The organism is Streptococcus sanguinis (genome assembly GCF_050220005.1).
Classification (GTDB): domain Bacteria; phylum Bacillota; class Bacilli; order Lactobacillales; family Streptococcaceae; genus Streptococcus; species Streptococcus sanguinis_Z.
Genome location: NZ_CP071413.1, coordinates 489,303 through 506,254 on the forward strand (window position 1 = coordinate 489,303; position 16,952 = coordinate 506,254).

The window sequence follows — 16,952 nt, forward strand, 5'->3', positions numbered from 1 at the left end:
TAAAAACAAACGACATGATTTATCTTGGGAAAGAGGTGACTAGATGAATACACAGATTCAGGATAAATTTACTTTTAAAAATGGTCAGACCATGCGCAATCGCGTTGTCTTGGCGCCCATGACTATCTGCGCTAGTGAGCCGGGTGGCTATGTATCTCAGGCAGATATTGACTTTTTTACCCGCCGGTCGAGATCGGTTGGCATGGTCATTACTGGCAGTACCTATGTCCATCCTCTGGGCAAGTCCTTTGCAGAGAGCTTCAGCGGCGCCGAGGACGATAAGATTGAGGGGCTTAGCCGTCTAGCCAAGGCCATCAAGGACCAAGGGGCTCTGGCTATTGTGCAGCTTTATCATGGTGGTCGTATGGTTCTGCCTGATTTGATTGACGGTCAGCCAGTAGCACCCAGCGCTGTCAAGGCCCCGCGCGATTATCTGGCAGAGCCGAGAGCGCTCAAGAATTCTGAAGTGGAGCAGGTGATAGAGGACTTTCTGTCAGCTATCAGACGGGCCATTCAGGCTGGCTTTGACGGAGTCGAGCTTCATGGAGCCAATACCTATCTGATCCAGCAGTTTGTCTCTCCTCATTCAAATGTCCGTCAGGACAAGTGGGGCGGCAGCCTTAACAACCGCCTGCGCTTTCCAAAGACCTTGCTGAAAAGAGCCAAGCAACTAGTCAAAGAAGAGGCCGACCGCCCCTTCCTGATTGGCTACCGCTTTTCTCCAGAAGAGATTGAAGAGCCAGGTATCCAGCTTTATGACATCCTGCAGTTGCTGGAGCAGCTCATCTATCATCAAGTGGACTATCTACATATTTCGACCTCTGATGTCTGGCGCTCGTCTATCAGAGATTCTCAGGACTCAGAGCCAGTGATTCAGAAAATTATCAAAAAAATTAATGGTAGAGTACCCCTTATTGGTGTCGGTCAGATAAAGACCAAGCAGGATGCCCAGCGAGTATTGGATGCGGGGATTCCGCTCCTTGCCCTCGGCAAGGCCCTGCTCCTAGACCCAGACTGGGCTGAAAAGGTTGTCTCCGGCCGAGAGGAAGAAGTCATCCGAACTTATCGCGATGAGTTGCAGGCTGACCTGGCTTTGCCAACTGCCTTTGTCGAAGATGCTAGAAGCTATCTGGAAGGAAAAGATTAAGACAAGCACATCCCCAAGGAGGAAAGAGGATGAGCAATCATTTGTTTTTCACTCGTCTGCTCTCTCATCTTCAGGACATAGAACCACCTTAGACAGAGAGCGAAGCGTATTTAGATTTGACTAGGACAGAACGTCTAAAAGTAGTTTACAAAATAGAAAAGGAATTTGAATATTTTATGAAATATTTAAAAAAAATAATGGTTTTAACCTTGGCAGGCCTAGCCCTAGCTTCCTGTGTAAACCCTAGCAAAACCAGCGAGCCTGCTGGCGATGGTGACAGCAAGACTGTGACTATTGGCTATACACAATTTCCAGAAAATATTGACCCAGCAGCGGAATACAATGGCTGGTTCACGGTCCGTTACGGAGTGGGAGAAACCCTCTTTAAGATGGACGACAAACTTGAGGTGAAACCTTGGTTGGCTGAGAAAATCGAAGCAGTATCAGACCTAGAGTGGAAAATTACCCTCAAGGATAAGGTTGTCTTCCAAAATGGTGAAAAAATGACCGGTGAAAAGGTCAAAGCTTCTCTAGAACGTCTGGTTGAGAAGAGTGAGCGGGCAGCTGCTGATCTGGGCATTGACAGCATTTCTGCAGAGGGTCAAACTGTGACCATTAAGACAAAGGCTGTTCAGCCTATCATGGCTAATCTCTTGGCAGAGCCCTACTCCGCCATTGTCGATACGACTGGCAAGAGCGCATCTGATAAGGCTCCTGTCGGAACTGGACCTTACATGGTGACCAAGTACACTCCTGAGAGCGGAGCAGAGCTCAAGGCTTATGACGACTACTGGGATGGTAAGCCAAAAGTTGCTAATCTGAAGATTAAATACTTCTCTGATCCGACAGCTATTTCTGCAGCCCTCAAGTCTAAGGAAGTCGATGCCGTCTATGGTCTGCCTTATGCAAATCTAAGTACCTATACTTCCGATAAGAACTACAAAATTTCTGAAGTAGAAGGTTCTCGCTACCTAGCTTACTACTATAACTTTGAAAATCCTTACGTAGCAGATGACAAGTTCCGCCAGGCTTTAGATACCTTGGTAGACAAGAAGACCTACTCAGAATCTCTCTTTAAAGGCTCAGCTGTGCCAGCTGTTGGACCTTTCCCTACTGGCTTTGCATTTGCCCTACAAAAGAGTGTCCATGAATTTGATGTAGAAAAAGCTAAGAAACTCTTGGATGAAGCTGGCTACAAGGATACTGACGGCGATGGTTATCGTGAAAAAGACGGTCAAAAAGTCAGCATTGAGCTGCTGTCCTTTACCCGTCTGCCTGAAATGCCGCTGGCTGTAGAAGCAAGCCAACAACAGCTCAAGGAAGTCGGAATCGAAGCGACTATTAAGAAAGTTGAAGTCAGTGCCGTTGCCAGTGAAAAGGACTATGCCTTCACACCTTATGCGGTGGTAGCAGCTCCGATTGGTGATCCGTATGCCTTCTTCAACAGTGCTGTTAAGACAAACGGTGCAGCTAATATTGGTCACTACAGCAACCCAGAAGCGGATAAGAAAATCGAAGAGCTGGCGACTGAAACAGATCCAGCTAAGCGCAATCAGCTCAGCAAGGAAATTCAAGAAATCATGGACAAAGACTATGGCTTTACCATTATCGGCTTCTTCAAGGTCGCTCTGGTAATGGACAAGTCCGTCTCTGGTTTGGAATCCCATCCAACAGACTACTATCACGTCAGCAACAAACTATCAAAGGAATAAAACATGCTGGAAATGAAAGATCTGCTGGTGCAGTCAGCAGATAAAGTCATTCTCGATCGGGTCTCCCTCTCTCTTGCAGAGGGGGAGTCCCTTTCGATTGTGGGCGAGAGTGGCAGTGGCAAGTCCACCCTGCTCAAGATGCTGCTGGGCCTCCCTCTTAGGGGGCTGACAGTGACAGAGGGCAGTATTACCTTTGAGGGGCAGGAAATTCAGCCCCAGGACCACCGCATTTATCTGCCTTTTGTAGGCCGAGAAGTGGCTTGGATTAGTCAGCATGCCAGTCTCAGCTTCAATAACCGTCGTAAGATCAAAAAGCATTATCAGGACTTGGTGAAAAATCAGGGCCAGCAGGCAGCAAATCTCCGTCCCTTGGAAGAATGTCTAGAAATGGTGGGACTGCTGCCTGAAAAAGTCGTCAATAAGTATCCTTTCGAACTTAGTGGCGGTATGATGCAGCTAGTCGGTGTGGCGCTAGCTCTAGCTAGCAGACCCAAACTATTGCTGGCTGATGAGCCGACTAGCGCTCTGGATGTCCTGTCGAAAATGAAGCTGCTGGATCTCTTGAGCAAGCTTCATCAGGAGGAAAACATGGCCATTCTCTTTGTCACACATGATATCAGTGTAGCTGAGCATCTAGCGCAAAAGGTAGTCGTCATGAAAGAAGGGCAGATTGTCGAAAGTGGTCCAGCCCATCAAATTCTCCGCCGTCCTGAGCAGGCCTACACCCAGAAATTGCTGAAGGCCGTGCCTAAGCTAGCAGCATTTAGAGAAGGGGGGCAGCTATGAATCAAATATTGGTCGGTCGCCAGTTGACCTACGAGTATGGTCAGATTGATAATCGGAGAATTGGTGTCTTTGATATTGATATTAGCTTGGAAAAGGGACAGGCTTTAGGGCTGGTCGGAGAGTCAGGCTCTGGTAAGAGTACCATTGCTAAACTCATCTGTCGCTTTTTAAAGCCGGACCAAGGGAAGCTGACCCTACTGGGCAAACCAGTCTATGACTACAAGGATAGGGAATACTATGCTCGGGTCCAGTATATTGCCCAGCAGCCCCAGTCGACTTTTCATCCCAAGCGCAGCATTCAGCAGAGCCTGGAAGAGGTCTGTCGTAACTTCTCTCTCTATCAGCAGCAGTTAGATAGAAAGCAGGCCATCCATGACTTGCTGACCTCAGTTGGTCTGACAGCTGAGCTTGCCCAGCGGCTGCCGTATCAGCTGAGCGGAGGAGAATGCCAGCGGGCGGCCATTGCCCGTGCCCTGCTGATTAATCCCGATGTGCTCATCTGCGATGAAATCACCAGTGCCCTTGATGTGACTGTTCAGTATGAAGTCATGCAGCTGCTGGCAGATATCAAGGAGCGCTCGCAGACATCCTTTCTCTTCATCTCTCATGACATCGCTCTGGTCAGCAATTTTGCGGAAGATTTGGTCGTCCTCAAGGACGGAATCGTGCAGGAAAAGGGCAGCATGCGAGAGGTCGTCTCTGCTCCCAAGAGTGACTATACCAAGCTCTTGCTCAGTCAGTACAGGGAGGATAAAGATGAGGATTAAGCAAGAACTAGACTCTATGGCTCCTTGCAGCAGCTATCAAGGCAGTCTGCCCATCACGGATGAGCTGGCTATCCAGTACACCCTGCTCAAAGGACAGGCTACCCAGCCCTTGCTGACCATCAGTGCGGCGGTTCATGGCTGTGAGTATGTCGGGGTTAAGGCGCTGATGGACTTAGCGCATGAATGGGACTTTAACTTTCAGGGCTCTGTCCTCCTCCTGCATGCAGTCAATGTCAGCGGCTTCTGGGCTCGGGAGACGACACTTGTACCTGAGGACGGCCTCGATCTGAACAGGATTTTTCAGGATCAAGAGCCGGTTTCCAGCCTCAGCTATCAGATTCGGTCTGTGATTGAGAGCCAGGTCTTTAGTGTCAGTGACTTCCTCATTGACCTGCACAGTGGTAATCGGGAAGAACTGCTGACACCACATGGTTACTATTCTCTGCGGGCAAATCCAGAGGTAATGGAGAAGTCCTATCAGATGCTGCAGGCTTCTGGGACACCGATAATCTACCAATCTCAGGACCGTGGCAATCTTTATCACGCTGCCTCGGTGGACTATGGTTTGCCTAGCATCCTGCTGGAGCAGGGAGAAAACGGCACCTGTCTGCCAGAGGATGTACTGGCCATGAAAGAGTCAGTCAAGCAAGTCGCCCGCTATCTTTTTGAAGGGACTATGCCCTATTATAAGCAGGCGCCGCTGATCTTTGACGACAGTTATTATCTGACCTGTCAGAGGTCGGGCTGCTGGATGTGCTTTGTTCGGCCCAATCAAACAGTACAGGCTGGTCAGGTCATTGGCGAAATCTGTGATATTTATGGCAATATTTTAGAAAAGGTGACTGCCAAGGAAGACGGTCTGGTCCTCTACCAGAAAGCGACCTTGGTCGTCCACCAAGGCGAAGTGCTGCTGGCCGTTGCCAGCAAGAAGACTGAAAGCTACCAGACATCTGAAAGGGAGGCGCATGATTAAATTTATTATCAAAACTATTCTGCAATTCGTCCTCATCCTGCTCTGCGTCAGCTTCATCTCCTTTTTACTGGTTTATCTAGCACCGGGAGATCCGGCTGAGAGCATCCTCAATGCTCAGGGCATTCCTTTTACCAAGGAACTGCTGGAAATCAAGCGGGCAGAGATGGGACTGAATGGCAGCTTTATGGAGCAATATCTGGCCTGGCTGGGCAGGATTGTCCATGGTGACTTTGGTGTGACCTATAATTCTGGAGCTTCGGTCTGGGAGCAGCTGGTTTTCTATTTTCCCAATACAGTCTACCTAGCTTTCTATACCCTGCTAGCGACTCTGGGAATTTCCCTGCCGACGGCTCTCTACACATCCTACCATGCTGGAAAGCCAGTTGATCGCTTCCTGATGGCAGGTCTGGCCTTCCTAAATGCCATTCCTAGCTTTGTTATGGGGATTATCTTGATTCTGATTTTTTCCGTTCAGTTGCACTGGTTTCCCATTCAGGCAACGGCTAATGAGCTGGGTCTAGTCTTGCCAGTCATGACACTGGCCATGATTATGTCCACTCGCTATATCCCGCAGCTGCGGACCGCTTTGATAGAAATACTGCATTCACCAGAAGTCGAAGGTGCGCGAGGTCGGGGGATTCGAGAGGGACATATCCTGCTGCATGATGTGATTTACAATGTTCTGCCCTTTCTTCTGACCTTGGTCAGCCTTTCTCTGGGCTCGCTCTTGGGTGGTGTAGCTATTATCGAGCATCTCTTTTCCTGGCCGGGTATCGGTAAGATGCTGATTGGAGTAGTTGCCAAGCGGGATTATCCCCTCATTCAGGGGGCGATCCTCTTTATTACAGCTGGGGTCTTGACTGTAAATCTAGTCTTTCAGCTGCTTACGGTTTGGCTCAATCCTCGCGTCCGACTGGCTCAGGAAAATCCCAAACTGCTGCCGCGCATGAAGAGACTAAAAACAAGCAAGGAGGGCTCGTATGGATAAGAAAATCAATCGAAAACTCTTAGTCTTGGGCGGCCTTATCATCCTGGCCCTGGTCCTATCCTCCTTGGCTCCTCGTCTCTTGGGTGACAGTTTGACCAAGGTCAATCTGGGACAAGCCCTGCAAGGACCGAGCAGCAGTGAGTGGTTCGGAACAGACGCTCTAGGCCGGTCTGTCTTTGCGCGTGCAGTAAGCGGAGGTGCGGAAACAGTTCTGCCAGCCCTGATGATTCTAATGCTGATTGCGGCAGTGGGCTCCTTTATAGGGGTGATCAGTGCCTTCATCGGCGGAAAATTCGACCAGCTCATCTTGCTGGTTATCACGGCTTTTCAGTCTTTCCCCTCTATCATTTTGGTTATTGCCATCGTCAGTATCTTGGGCATCGGTCTCCAGCAAACCCTCATCGCTATCTGCCTGACGGCCTGGACCAAGTATGCCTACCTGATGCGCTCCATGACCCTACAGCTGAAAAATGAACCCTATATCCAGTCCTCGAAAATGTATGGCAATAGTTTTTGGACGACTCTGAAAAACTATTATTTCCCCAGTCTTTTTCCTCAGATTCTGACGACCATGAGCTTTGACATCAGCACCATTATCATGGAAATCGCTGGTCTCAGCTTTGTCGGATTGGGAGCTCAGGCACCGTCGCCTGAGTGGGGAGCCATGATCAATGACGGCCGGATTTACATCCAGGAAGCTCCCTGGATTGTGGTCTTCCCTTGTATCTTACTGATTCTGACCATTCTCCTCTTTACCAAGTTCGGAGATGCTCTCAACAGCAAGTACAACCGCATGAATTGATCATAAAAAAAACATAAACTATAGCCCCCTATCTCTTGGGACTGCGATCATAAAAATATGAATACAAGAAAGTGATTCAATAAAAATGAGAAAAAAACTATTTTTATTAGTTGTCCTCTTGCTGCCCTTATTCTTGGTAGCCTGCCAGCAAAACTCAAACTCATCCAAACAGGTCGGTGAGAAAGACAAACTCACCATGGTCTGGGGAGAGGACTTTGGGGATGTCAATCCTCACCGCTACAATCCAGACCAATTTGTCATTCAAGATATGGTCTATGAAGGCCTAGTCCGCTACGGTGACAATGGTAAGATCGAGCCAGCCTTGGCTGAAAGCTGGGATATCAGCGAAGATGGTAAAACCTATACCTTCAAGTTGAGAAAGGCAAAATTCTCAGACGACTCTGACTTTAATGCTGAGAATGTCAAACGGAATTTCGATACCGTCTTTTCAGAGGAAAATAAGAAAAACCACACTTGGTTTGACTTTACCAACCAGCTGGAAAGCTATCGAGTTGTAGATGAGCATACCTTTGAAATTAAGCTCAAACAAGCCTACAGTGCGACTCTCTATGATTTATCAATGATTCGTCCAATCCGCTTCATAGCTGATGCTGCCTTCCCTGATGGAGATGATACGACCAAGGACAACCTCAAGAAGCCAATCGGAACCGGTCAATGGGTTGTCAAAGACAAGAAGCCAAACGAGTACATCACCTTTACCCGTAACGAAAAGTACTGGGGTGAAAAGCCTAAACTGAAAGAAGTAACTGTCAAGATTATCCCAGACCCACAAACCCGTGCTCTTGAGTTTGAGTCTGGCAATGTTGACTTGATCTATGGAAATGGCGTTATCGGTTTGGATAACTTTGCTAAGTATGCCAAGGATGATAAGTACACGACAGACGTATCTCAGCCAATGTCCAGCCGCCTCATGCTCTTAAATGCCAAGCAGGAAATCTTCAAAGACAAGACTGTCCGTCAGGCGATGAACCATGCGGTTGATAAGAAGTCTATCGCGAAAGACATTTTCCGCGGAACAGAAACACCAGCTGATACCATCTTCTCTAAATCTACCCCTCACTCTGACGCCAATCTGACTCCCTATGAATACGATATCGAGCTGGCTGAAAAGATGCTGGATCAAGCAGGCTGGAAGAAAGGTTCTGACGGTATTCGTGAAAAAGACGGCAAGAAATTGAGCCTAAATGTTCCTTATATCTCGTCTAAGGCGACAGACAAGGACTTGGTTGAGTACTTCCAAGGCGAATGGAAGAAAATCGGAATTGACGTTCAGCTTAAAGCGATGGAAGAAGATGACTATTGGGAAAATATTAAGACTGGCGACTTTGATTTGATGCTAACCTTCTCTTGGGGAGCACCTTGGGATCCACATGCTTGGATGACTGCCCTGACTTCACCAGCAGACCACGGTCACCCAGAAAATGTTTCCCTAGAAGCTTTGCCATCTAAGCCAGAAATTGATAAAATTATCAAGGCGACTCTGGTCGAACCAGATGAGGCAAAAGTCGATGAAGGCTACAAGAAAGTCCTCACTATGCTCCACGATGAAGCTATCTATATTCCAATCACTTACCAATCTGTTGTTTCCGTCTACCGCAAGGGAGAACTCGATGGCATGCGCTTTGCCCCAGAAGAAAATGCTTTCCCACTGCGCTATATTGAGAAAAAATAAAAGCTGACTTCATAACTGCAAATTTTAATATAAAGGGAGTAGTGCTGCTAAGTTGAAAAGCTTATCAGCCGCCCCTTTTCTTTTAAGGACTATGAAAAAAGATTTATTTAAAAAAATAGTTTCTTTCTTAGCTGCTCTATTGATGATATCAGTATTGACCTTTCTCTTGGCCAAGCTATCCTCGGCTGATCAAGCAGAAAACTATTTAAGGGTATCTAAGATTCAAGTAACCCCTCAATCCTTGGAAAAAGCCAGAGAATATCTGGGTCTCAATCAACCTTGGCCCCAGCAATATCTAGCTTGGCTGACTAAGGCCCTTCGTGGAGATTTTGGAACATCTTATCTATTAAAGGTTCCTGTCCTGCCCTTGGTGCTGGAGCGTTTCCAGTCGACTCTTTCTCTGGGCTTGACATCCTTTGCTCTCATTTTGCTTACGTCCATTCCTTTGGGAATTTTTAGTGCAGTCTACAAGGGTTCTCTCTTTGATAAGGTCACTCGCTTTTTATCCTTTTCCAGCGTTTCCATGCCCAGCTTTTGGCTAGGCTACATGCTGATTGTGATTTTTGCTGTTCAGCTCAGATGGCTGCCAGTTTCGGGCAAGCAGGATTTTAGCAGCTTGATTCTTCCTAGTCTGACCCTTAGCATGTCATTGATTGGCCAATATACCGCTTTGATCCGCAAGGCTGTGCTGGAGCAGATGAACAGTGTCCACGTTGAAAATGCCCTCCTGCGTGGAGTCAGCAAGTTCTTCCTGGTTAAGAATCATCTTTTGAGAAATTCCCTGCCAGCCATTGCGACAGGCCTGAGCCTGACCTTGGTCTATCTCCTGACAGGCTCCTTGATTGTCGAAGAAGTCTTTTCCTGGAATGGTGTCGGTTCCCTCTTTGTAGATGCGCTCCAGTCTGTGGATCTGCCCATTATCCAGTGCTGTATGCTTTTATTTGGCCTATTATTCTTGGGAAATAATATTCTAACCCAGCAGCTGCCGCTCTGGATAGACCCTAGAGTCAGAAAAAGGAGGAGCAATGTCTAAACGATTTATTTTTTCAAGTGTCATTTTGCTGGCCCTCTTCATCTGTGCTCTCTTTGCTCCCTATCTATCGAGTTTCGACCCCCAGCACGTGGAGATTTCAAATAAACTAATGGCACCTGACGCTGTTCATCTATTGGGAACCGATCAGTTAGGCAGAGACGTTTTGTCTCGTCTGTTGCATGGGGCTCGTTATTCTCTCTTTTTATCCCTGACCATCAGTCTGCTGGAAGTGGTCATCGGTGTCACAGTTGGCTTGCTGATCGGATGGTACCAGGGAAAGGCGGAAGCCACCTTCTTATGGTTTGCAAATGTTATTTCCGCCTTTCCTAGCTTCCTGCTATCGCTAGCTACTGTTGGGATATTAGGACAGGGAATGACCAATATGATTTTAGCTATTGTCATCATAGAGTGGGTCTACTATGCAAGGGTGACAGCCAATCTAGTCAAGAGTGCCAAAGAGGAAGCTTATGTCATTTCTGCCCAGACCATGGGACTCTCCCAGATTCATATCCTCAAAACCCATATTCTGCCCTTTATCTACAAGCCTATTCTGATTATTGTGCTGATGAATATCGGGAATATCATTCTCATGATTTCTGGCTTTTCCTTTCTGGGAATCGGTGTCCAGCCCAACATTACCGAGTGGGGTATGATGCTGCATGATGCTAGAAGCCATTTTCAAACGGCAACTTGGATGATGCTGGCGCCCGGACTGGCTATCTTTCTGACTGTGGTCGCCTTTAATCTATTTGCCGAATGCTTTGAAGAGAAAGGCTGGAAACAGATATGGAAAAAATAGCAGTAAAGAAACTGACAGCCCAGATTGAGGGAAAGACCATTCTGCAGAACATCAGCTTTGAAGTGGAGGCAGGTCAGTCTCTGGTCATCATTGGGGAGAGTGGTTCTGGTAAAACCCTCTTAACCAAGATATTGATTGGCCAACTGCCTTCATCCTTGAGCATGCAAGGTGAAGTTCACTATGGCTCTATGTCTCTGGAGCGCAACTCTATTAAGGACTGGCAGAAGCTGCGGGGGAGCCAAGTCGCCTATATGTCTCAAAATCCGATGGCTATGTTTAATCCCTTTCAGACCATTCAAAGCCATTTTTGGGAAACCCTGCGCAGCCATAGCAAGATTTCAAAAAGCGCTTGTCTGGCTATGGCCCTAGCCTCTATGAAAGAGGTCAGACTAGGAGAGCCGGAAGAGCTTTTGAAGAAATATCCTTTTGAGCTCAGCGGCGGTATGCTGCAGCGGGTCATGTTGGCTATCTTGCTTTGCCTAGAGCCAGAGACCATCATTTTGGATGAGCCTACTTCGGCGCTGGATATCCACAATCGCGAGCAGATTATCCTCATCTTAAAGGAGCAGTTGGCTAAAGGCAAGACACTCATCACGGTGACCCATGATTATCATTTGGCGCAGGAGCTTGGAGGCAAGATGCTTGTCATGTATCAGGGGGCTATCATGGAGGAAGGGCCGGTTGCTAAGATCCTCGAAAGTCCTTCGCAGGCCTATAGCCAAGACCTTATCTTAGGAAATCCATACGAACGGTTGGTGAGACAAGATGCTGGAATGTAGACATGTATTTAAAAAATTTGATGGCAAAATGGTTGTCAAAGACTGTAACTTCTCCGTCCAGAAAGGTGAAATGATCGGTCTGATGGGCGAGAGCGGCAGTGGCAAGAGCACGCTGGCTAAATTGCTGATTGGTCTAGAAAAGCCCAGTCAAGGCCAGGTCTTACTGGATGGCCAGCCCTATTCAGTCAAAAAGTCTGGGGTGAGAATTCTGCTGGTCTTTCAAGACTCGCTCCATTCAGTAAATCCTAACTTTACAGTCGATCAGGTCTTGACAGAGGCCCTGCCAAAAGATGTGGCTAGAGAAGAGATAGAAGCCATTCTAGAAGACGTCGGTTTGGATAAAAGCTATCTAAATCAGCCTGCGCGCCAGCTCAGTGGCGGCCAGCTTCAGCGGATTTGCATCGCCCGCGGCCTGCTCTTAAAGCCAGATATTCTCATCTTTGATGAGGCTCTGAGCGGTTTGGATCCCATTGTTCAGGGAAGGCTATTACGCCTCCTATATGATTTGTGGGAGAAATACCAGCTGACCTATCTTTTCATCTCGCATGATTTCAAGCTGAGCTACGCTCTCTGCCATCGGATTTTGGTCATGGCAGACGGAGGAATCGTTGATGAGATAAAGGACTTTGAGCTTCCTATCCAAGCTCATCACCCCGTGACAAAAAAGTTGATAGGTGACAAGAGCCATTTCAGCTCACGAATATCTTAATTAGCTGATCTATTTTAAAATTAAAAATAAAGGAATATATATGAAACGTACTTTTGAAACAAGAAAACTTTACTTCGGCTTTCCAGTCTTCTTTTTAGGCTATAAGGACGATGTGCACGGCTATAATATTTCGACTTCAAGCTCGGTTTATTCCTTGGGCAGTATGATGGTTATTGCCATGCGTACCAAGGGAAATGCCATTACAGAGATTACCAAGCACCAGCAATTCACAGTCAATGTCCCAGAGAAGGATCTGACCAAAGAGTCTGAAATTGCTGGCTTCAACAGTCGTAAGGATAAGTTTGCCCTGACCGGTCTCAGCTACACAATCGGCGAGACTGTGGATGCTCCGCTGGTAGACCAATGCCCTGTATCCATTGAGTGTCAGGTGCTGGATATGGTCGAATGCGGTGCCTTGACCAATGTCATCGCCCGTGTCACTCGGCGCGTGGTAGATGAGGAGTTGATTGATGAGAATGATGCTTTCCGCAGCGACCGCTTTTCCCCTATCAGCTACATGGGAGATGGTGATGGACGGCTTTACCGCTATTTCAGCGACGAGTCAGTCAAGATGGGCTCTATTATCAAAGAAATCCGAAAACAAGAAGAAAAATAAAGAAACCGCTGAGATATTTAGGTCTCAGCGGTTTAGTTTTCTATCACAAGCTTTTCTTCTAGGCCAAATTTCTCTAGAAAACGGCCTTGCTCTTCTTGGATTTGCGGTGTTGGAGTTTTGATGCCCATGACTAGTTCTATCATTTCTGGATGGACCTCACGCACCAGCTGACCCAGAGCCCAGATAGCTGTAGCGACATGAATCGGATTTTGCCCCTTGTCGATAATTTCTAGCATTTTAGGAATAGCAGAGCGATCATTTGCATTTGCGAGAGCGATAATGGCATTGCGCTGCAGGATGTTTTTCCCCCGCCAGCTGCCGGCTACATGACCGAATTTCTCCTTAAACTGACCGTTGGAAAGCTCCAAGAAAGGCAGGAGCTCGGGATGAGAAAGGTCGGGGTCAATTTCTGTTGCGAGCGGATTGTCCAAGCCTTTATTATAAGGACAGCAGATTTGGCAGATATCACAGCCATAGATGACTGTTTTAATCTTCTTGCGAAATTCCAGATCCATGACGCCCTTGTCCTGAGTCTGAAAGGATAGACAACGCTTGGCATTCATGCTGCCATCACCAATCAGGCAGGAAGTAGGGCAGGCTGTCACGCAGCGGTTGCAGTCTCCGCAGCCGTAGTCGACAGGCTGATCAGGCTCGATGTCCAGATTGGTGATGAGCTCTCCTAAGAACATATAGGAGCCAAATTCCTTAGAGATGACCAAGCCGTTCTTGCCGATAAAGCCGATTCCTGCTCTCTGGGCTACGGCGGTATCGACCAAGGCGCCCGTGTCCACCATGCCCTTGTATTCAAAGTCAGCGGTCAGCTCTTCGATTCCCTTGGCAAGCCGGTCCAGCTTGTCCTGCAGGACATAGTGGTAGTCTAATCCCCAGCTGTTGGGGGTGAATTTGCCCCGCTTGTAGACTGTTTTCTGAGGCTGCTGCTTGAGCTTGTGGGGGTAGGCGACTGCTATAGAGATGATGGTCTTAGCCGAAGCCAGGCTCAGCTTGGGCTTGATCCGCTCCTCGATGTTTTTATGTTCAAATCCTGAATTTCGCCCTTCGTCTACAGCCAAGCGCAGCGACTTCTCCAGATAGTCGAAATCATCCGCTGTCGTAAAGCCAATCTTAGAAATCCCAATGTCTTTTGCTAAGTTAATAATTTCTTCTTTGATCTTCATCCTTATTATTATAGCGGAAAAATGCCAACTTGGCGAATGATTGAGAAAGGGAACTATCCTATAGAGATATACCTATAGTTTTATAAGACTTCCTTAGCCTATATACTGTATGATATAATGAAATGTGGAATTTTTTTATAGAAAATTTCGCGAAGTTTAGGGGAAATTTTATAAAGTTAAACAATGGGAGTTTACAAAATGAAAAAGAGATATTATGAATTTTTGAATGTTCTTGTTACGGATTGTAATCCAATCAGAAACTTAGATTTTTATAAGGCTGGTTTAATTGAGTTGTTTTTTATCTCACTGGTATCTATCGTTTCGATTTTCTTACGCGGTGAGATGCATGAGCGGAGCATGATGGTCATGCAGTTTACTATTGGGCACATCGCTATCTTGTTGCTAGCCTTCTTATTGTTCCAAAAGTTTTTTGATACCAAAGCCTTGCAGCTCATTCCGACCAGCTCTTACCTATTTCTTCATTTTGAGTTGCTGTTTTGGGGCTCCATCTTTTTTGGTGAGAACCACTTAGCATTTTTTATGATTTTTATCATACTCAGCTTGTCTTATCAGTTGATTAATTTGCTCTATCAGATGGTGATCGTTTCAAAATTGAGATATTTTGAACAGAAACAAAAAATCAATATTTTGCAGATTCACGCCATCGTCCTGTGCTGCTTGTCAGCAGCAGTAGCAGTCATCACTCGCCTGTTTATGCTGTCAGGAATCTATATGATTATTGCCTTGGTAGGCTTGAGCATCGCATTGACGCCCTTGTATCTATTGGGCTATGCACAAGTTTTCACTGGCTGGAGAAATCAAGTACCTGAAAAATTGTAGAATTAAAGGGGGATTGTCTGTCTAGTCTTGAATACGTTAGGTTTCCTCTAACACATTGATTGAGAAGATTAGAGTATATGCATTTTAATCAGTAAGGCAGAGAAATAATTTTTCTCTGCCTTTATTTTTTTACAAATCTGAAAGCGCTTCATTGACAAAGTCTGCCAGATAGTTTATAATATAATAACAGTATAGAAAATGGCAAGGAAGCCTGATTTGATCGCAATGAAGCGAGTGTTTCAGAATCAAAGGGGTTTTCTATGCCATTTTTTTGCGCACTATTATTTTTTATGGAGGATTGTTTCTATGCGGACAAAAGGAATTGTGCTGCTTTGTAGTTTGGCTTTGCTTCTGGGAGCTTGTCAAGCGGGGAATAATAAGACGACGACGGAGTCATCCTCGGCTAAGACAGAGACAACGGATAAGGACAAGGCTAAGACTTTGGATAAGGGAGTTTGGGAAGACAAGCTTTATGCCCGCCTGACTAAGCTCATCAAGGAGAATGGGAACACCAGCTCTAGCTATGATAAAAATAAAAAACCTTATGCCGTCTTTGACTGGGACAATACGACAGTCATTAATGACATTGGCGAAGCAACCTTTACCTATCAAATTGAAAATCTGGCCTTTAAGATGACGCCGGAAGAATTTGACCAAGCAGTACGGACCAATATACCGAGCGACGATTTTGTTGAAGATTTCCATAACAAAGATGGTGAACCAGTGAACATTGACAAGATTGCGGCCGACTTGCTTTCTGACTACACGGTTATTTACAATAGCTATAAGGAAATGAAGGGAGACAAGTCTCTGGAAGAAGTCAAAAAGACCGATGAATACCAAGACTTTGCTGCTAAACTCCGCTATCTTTACGAAGCGATTGGTGATACCTTCAGCTCTGACATCAGCTATCCATGGGTGACTTACCTCTATGCAGGTATGACTTCTGAAGAAGTTCAAGCCCTATCTGAAAAGTCTATTGACCAGGCTCTTGAGGACAAGCTGACTTCTGAAACTTGGGAAAGTCCTGAAGGCTTGAAAGGTGAGTCAGGCCAAGTCACTGTAACCTTCAAGCGGGGTGTTCGCTCAGTCAAGGAAATGCAAAATCTCTACAAGACTCTGATGGCCAACGGCATTGATGTCTATATCTGCTCAGCGTCTTATATTGATGTGATTATCCCTTATGCTAGCAATTCTAAGTATGGCTACAATATTCCTAAAGAAAATGTCACAGCTATGCGCCTGAAAAAGGATGACAAGGGCGTGATTCAGCCAGAATACGATACCAACTATGCTCAGACTCAGGGTGAGGGCAAGACAGAGACTATTAAGAAGCTGATTGCTGTCAATCATGACAATCAAGAACCAATCCTGATTGCCGGCGATAGTAATGGCGACTATGCTATGCTCAAGGACTTCCCTAAACTGCAAATGGGTATTATCTTCAATCTTTTGAGAGATCCTAGCAAGGGAATCGGTCTTTTGCAAACTAAGGCAATTGAAACTTACGGCCAGGAAGATGCACTTTACTACCTGCAAGGCCGCGATGAAAATAAAGGTGTACTGCTCAACGGCAGGGAAACTATCAAACTAGATAGTAAGGAAGCCCAGCTCAGCAAATAGCGGGCAGTTCCCTGTCATAGAGAGGAATGGATGCAAGATATGAAAAAAATCATGTTTGTCGGTCCAGTCGGAGTGGGTAAGACTACTCTGACCCAGCGACTGAAAGGCTTGGAGCTAAGCTACTTTAAGACTCAGGCTATTGAGTTCTATGATGCCATCATTGACACGCCTGGAGAATTTCTCCAGCATCGTAAGTATTATAATGCTCTGAACGTGACAGCAACAGAAGCTGATGTGATTGGTCTATTGGTGGCGGCTTCCAATCAGATGCAGACCTTTCCTCAAGGCTTTTCTTCCCTCTTCAATAAAGAAGTGATTGGTATTGTCACCAAGATTGATATGGCTGAACAGCCGGAGCAAATCGAAAAAGCACGGCGGCAGCTGAAAGCGGCTGGAGCCAAGGAAATTTTTGAAATATCAGCGACGGAAAATGAAGGAATTGACCGTCTCCAGGCTTATCTGGAGTCAGACTAGGGACGAAAAGCCGAATATGGTATACTAGATTCTAAC

17 protein-coding genes are annotated in these 16,952 nt (G+C 46.4%); 16 read left to right on the forward strand and 1 reads right to left on the reverse strand.

The features are described 5' to 3' along the window. Positions 1-43 precede the first annotated feature (43 nt). The 13 genes from J1C86_RS02500 (at position 44) to J1C86_RS02560 (ending at position 12,804) form a co-directional block, all read left to right on the forward strand. Positions 44-1,147: an NADH-dependent flavin oxidoreductase gene (locus J1C86_RS02500; protein WP_125407427.1), complete on the forward strand. Its 1,104-nt coding sequence runs from the start codon at positions 44-46 to the stop codon at positions 1,145-1,147. A gap of 116 nt (positions 1,148-1,263) precedes the next feature. Further along, entirely contained in the window at positions 1,264-2,859 is a 1,596-nt protein-coding gene (locus tag J1C86_RS02505; RefSeq protein ID WP_032905442.1) for an ABC transporter substrate-binding protein, read from the forward strand. A 3-nt stretch (positions 2,860-2,862) separates the two neighbouring features. Continuing rightward, positions 2,863-3,645 (forward strand): ABC transporter ATP-binding protein, encoded by a 783-nt coding sequence (locus J1C86_RS02510; protein WP_125408807.1) that lies wholly within the window; start codon positions 2,863-2,865, stop codon positions 3,643-3,645. Next, positions 3,642-4,412 carry an ABC transporter ATP-binding protein gene (locus tag J1C86_RS02515; RefSeq protein WP_125408808.1) on the forward strand — a complete coding sequence of 257 codons (771 nt, stop codon included), beginning with the start codon at positions 3,642-3,644 and terminating at the stop codon, positions 4,410-4,412. The genes J1C86_RS02510 and J1C86_RS02515 overlap by 4 nt, the downstream gene beginning before the upstream one ends. Next, the gene (locus tag J1C86_RS02520; RefSeq protein WP_125407414.1) at positions 4,402-5,385 is read left to right on the forward strand and encodes a M14 family metallopeptidase; all 984 of its coding nucleotides are present in this window, start codon (positions 4,402-4,404) and stop codon (positions 5,383-5,385) included. Before J1C86_RS02515 ends, J1C86_RS02520 begins: the two co-directional genes overlap by 11 nt. After that, positions 5,378-6,373 carry an ABC transporter permease gene (locus J1C86_RS02525; RefSeq protein ID WP_125407411.1) on the forward strand — a complete coding sequence of 332 codons (996 nt, stop codon included), beginning with the start codon at positions 5,378-5,380 and terminating at the stop codon, positions 6,371-6,373. The genes J1C86_RS02520 and J1C86_RS02525 overlap by 8 nt, the downstream gene beginning before the upstream one ends. Continuing rightward, on the forward strand, positions 6,366-7,175 hold the full coding sequence (locus J1C86_RS02530) for an ABC transporter permease (protein ID WP_125407409.1): 810 nt from the start codon (positions 6,366-6,368) through the stop codon (positions 7,173-7,175). Before J1C86_RS02525 ends, J1C86_RS02530 begins: the two co-directional genes overlap by 8 nt. 85 nt (positions 7,176-7,260) lie before the next feature. After that, on the forward strand, positions 7,261-8,868 hold the full coding sequence (gene nikA / locus J1C86_RS02535; protein WP_125407406.1) for a nickel ABC transporter substrate-binding protein: 1,608 nt from the start codon (positions 7,261-7,263) through the stop codon (positions 8,866-8,868). Positions 8,869-8,959: 91 nt separating this feature from the next. Beyond that, complete coding sequence (locus tag J1C86_RS02540) at positions 8,960-9,901, forward strand: ABC transporter permease (protein ID WP_125408809.1); 942 nt, start codon at positions 8,960-8,962, stop codon at positions 9,899-9,901. Next, entirely contained in the window at positions 9,894-10,700 is an 807-nt protein-coding gene (locus tag J1C86_RS02545) for an ABC transporter permease (protein ID WP_111676348.1), read from the forward strand. The genes J1C86_RS02540 and J1C86_RS02545 overlap by 8 nt, the downstream gene beginning before the upstream one ends. Next, positions 10,688-11,479, forward strand: coding sequence for an ABC transporter ATP-binding protein (locus J1C86_RS02550; protein WP_125407403.1), 792 nt, complete (start codon positions 10,688-10,690; stop codon positions 11,477-11,479). The genes J1C86_RS02545 and J1C86_RS02550 overlap by 13 nt, the downstream gene beginning before the upstream one ends. Continuing rightward, on the forward strand, positions 11,466-12,188 hold the full coding sequence (locus J1C86_RS02555) for an ABC transporter ATP-binding protein (RefSeq protein ID WP_125407400.1): 723 nt from the start codon (positions 11,466-11,468) through the stop codon (positions 12,186-12,188). The genes J1C86_RS02550 and J1C86_RS02555 overlap by 14 nt, the downstream gene beginning before the upstream one ends. Positions 12,189-12,228: 40 nt before the next feature. Next, complete coding sequence (locus tag J1C86_RS02560; protein WP_002915845.1) at positions 12,229-12,804, forward strand: flavin reductase family protein; 576 nt, start codon at positions 12,229-12,231, stop codon at positions 12,802-12,804. A gap of 32 nt (positions 12,805-12,836) precedes the next feature. Here the strand turns inward: J1C86_RS02560 and queG are convergent, their stop codons facing one another. Beyond that, a complete protein-coding gene (gene queG / locus J1C86_RS02565; protein ID WP_185757493.1) occupies positions 12,837-13,979 on the reverse strand; it encodes a tRNA epoxyqueuosine(34) reductase QueG in 1,143 nt (380 codons plus the stop codon). 183 nt (positions 13,980-14,162) lie between these two features. Between queG and J1C86_RS02570 the strand changes: the two genes are divergently transcribed. The 3 genes from J1C86_RS02570 (at position 14,163) to J1C86_RS02580 (ending at position 16,916) form a co-directional block, all read left to right on the forward strand. Next, on the forward strand, positions 14,163-14,819 hold the full coding sequence (locus tag J1C86_RS02570) for a lantibiotic ABC transporter permease (RefSeq protein ID WP_185755787.1): 657 nt from the start codon (positions 14,163-14,165) through the stop codon (positions 14,817-14,819). A 306-nt stretch (positions 14,820-15,125) separates the two neighbouring features. Next, positions 15,126-16,442 (forward strand): haloacid dehalogenase-like hydrolase, encoded by a 1,317-nt coding sequence (locus J1C86_RS02575; protein WP_125407390.1) that lies wholly within the window; start codon positions 15,126-15,128, stop codon positions 16,440-16,442. Positions 16,443-16,481: 39 nt separating this feature from the next. Beyond that, positions 16,482-16,916: a EutP/PduV family microcompartment system protein gene (locus J1C86_RS02580; RefSeq protein ID WP_080558718.1), complete on the forward strand. Its 435-nt coding sequence runs from the start codon at positions 16,482-16,484 to the stop codon at positions 16,914-16,916. Positions 16,917-16,952: the final 36 nt, after the last annotated feature.

Bases quoted from the DNA above. Each gene is read 5' to 3' on its own strand.
- J1C86_RS02500 (WP_125407427.1), top strand. From the start codon at position 44: ATGAATACACAGATTCAGGATAAATTTACTTTTAAAAATGGTCAGACC.
- J1C86_RS02510 (WP_125408807.1), top strand. From the start codon at position 2,863: ATGCTGGAAATGAAAGATCTGCTGGTGCAGTCAGCAGATAAAGTCATT.
- J1C86_RS02515 (WP_125408808.1), top strand. From the start codon at position 3,642: ATGAATCAAATATTGGTCGGTCGCCAGTTGACCTACGAGTATGGTCAG.
- J1C86_RS02520 (WP_125407414.1), top strand. From the start codon at position 4,402: ATGAGGATTAAGCAAGAACTAGACTCTATGGCTCCTTGCAGCAGCTAT.
- J1C86_RS02525 (WP_125407411.1), top strand. From the start codon at position 5,378: ATGATTAAATTTATTATCAAAACTATTCTGCAATTCGTCCTCATCCTG.
- J1C86_RS02530 (WP_125407409.1), top strand. From the start codon at position 6,366: ATGGATAAGAAAATCAATCGAAAACTCTTAGTCTTGGGCGGCCTTATC.
- nikA (WP_125407406.1), top strand. From the start codon at position 7,261: ATGAGAAAAAAACTATTTTTATTAGTTGTCCTCTTGCTGCCCTTATTC.
- J1C86_RS02540 (WP_125408809.1), top strand. From the start codon at position 8,960: ATGAAAAAAGATTTATTTAAAAAAATAGTTTCTTTCTTAGCTGCTCTA.
- J1C86_RS02545 (WP_111676348.1), top strand. From the start codon at position 9,894: ATGTCTAAACGATTTATTTTTTCAAGTGTCATTTTGCTGGCCCTCTTC.
- J1C86_RS02550 (WP_125407403.1), top strand. From the start codon at position 10,688: ATGGAAAAAATAGCAGTAAAGAAACTGACAGCCCAGATTGAGGGAAAG.
- J1C86_RS02555 (WP_125407400.1), top strand. From the start codon at position 11,466: ATGCTGGAATGTAGACATGTATTTAAAAAATTTGATGGCAAAATGGTT.
- J1C86_RS02560 (WP_002915845.1), top strand. From the start codon at position 12,229: ATGAAACGTACTTTTGAAACAAGAAAACTTTACTTCGGCTTTCCAGTC.
- queG (WP_185757493.1), bottom strand. From the start codon at position 13,979: ATGAAGATCAAAGAAGAAATTATTAACTTAGCAAAAGACATTGGGATT.
- J1C86_RS02570 (WP_185755787.1), top strand. From the start codon at position 14,163: ATGGGAGTTTACAAAATGAAAAAGAGATATTATGAATTTTTGAATGTT.
- J1C86_RS02575 (WP_125407390.1), top strand. From the start codon at position 15,126: ATGCGGACAAAAGGAATTGTGCTGCTTTGTAGTTTGGCTTTGCTTCTG.
- J1C86_RS02580 (WP_080558718.1), top strand. From the start codon at position 16,482: ATGAAAAAAATCATGTTTGTCGGTCCAGTCGGAGTGGGTAAGACTACT.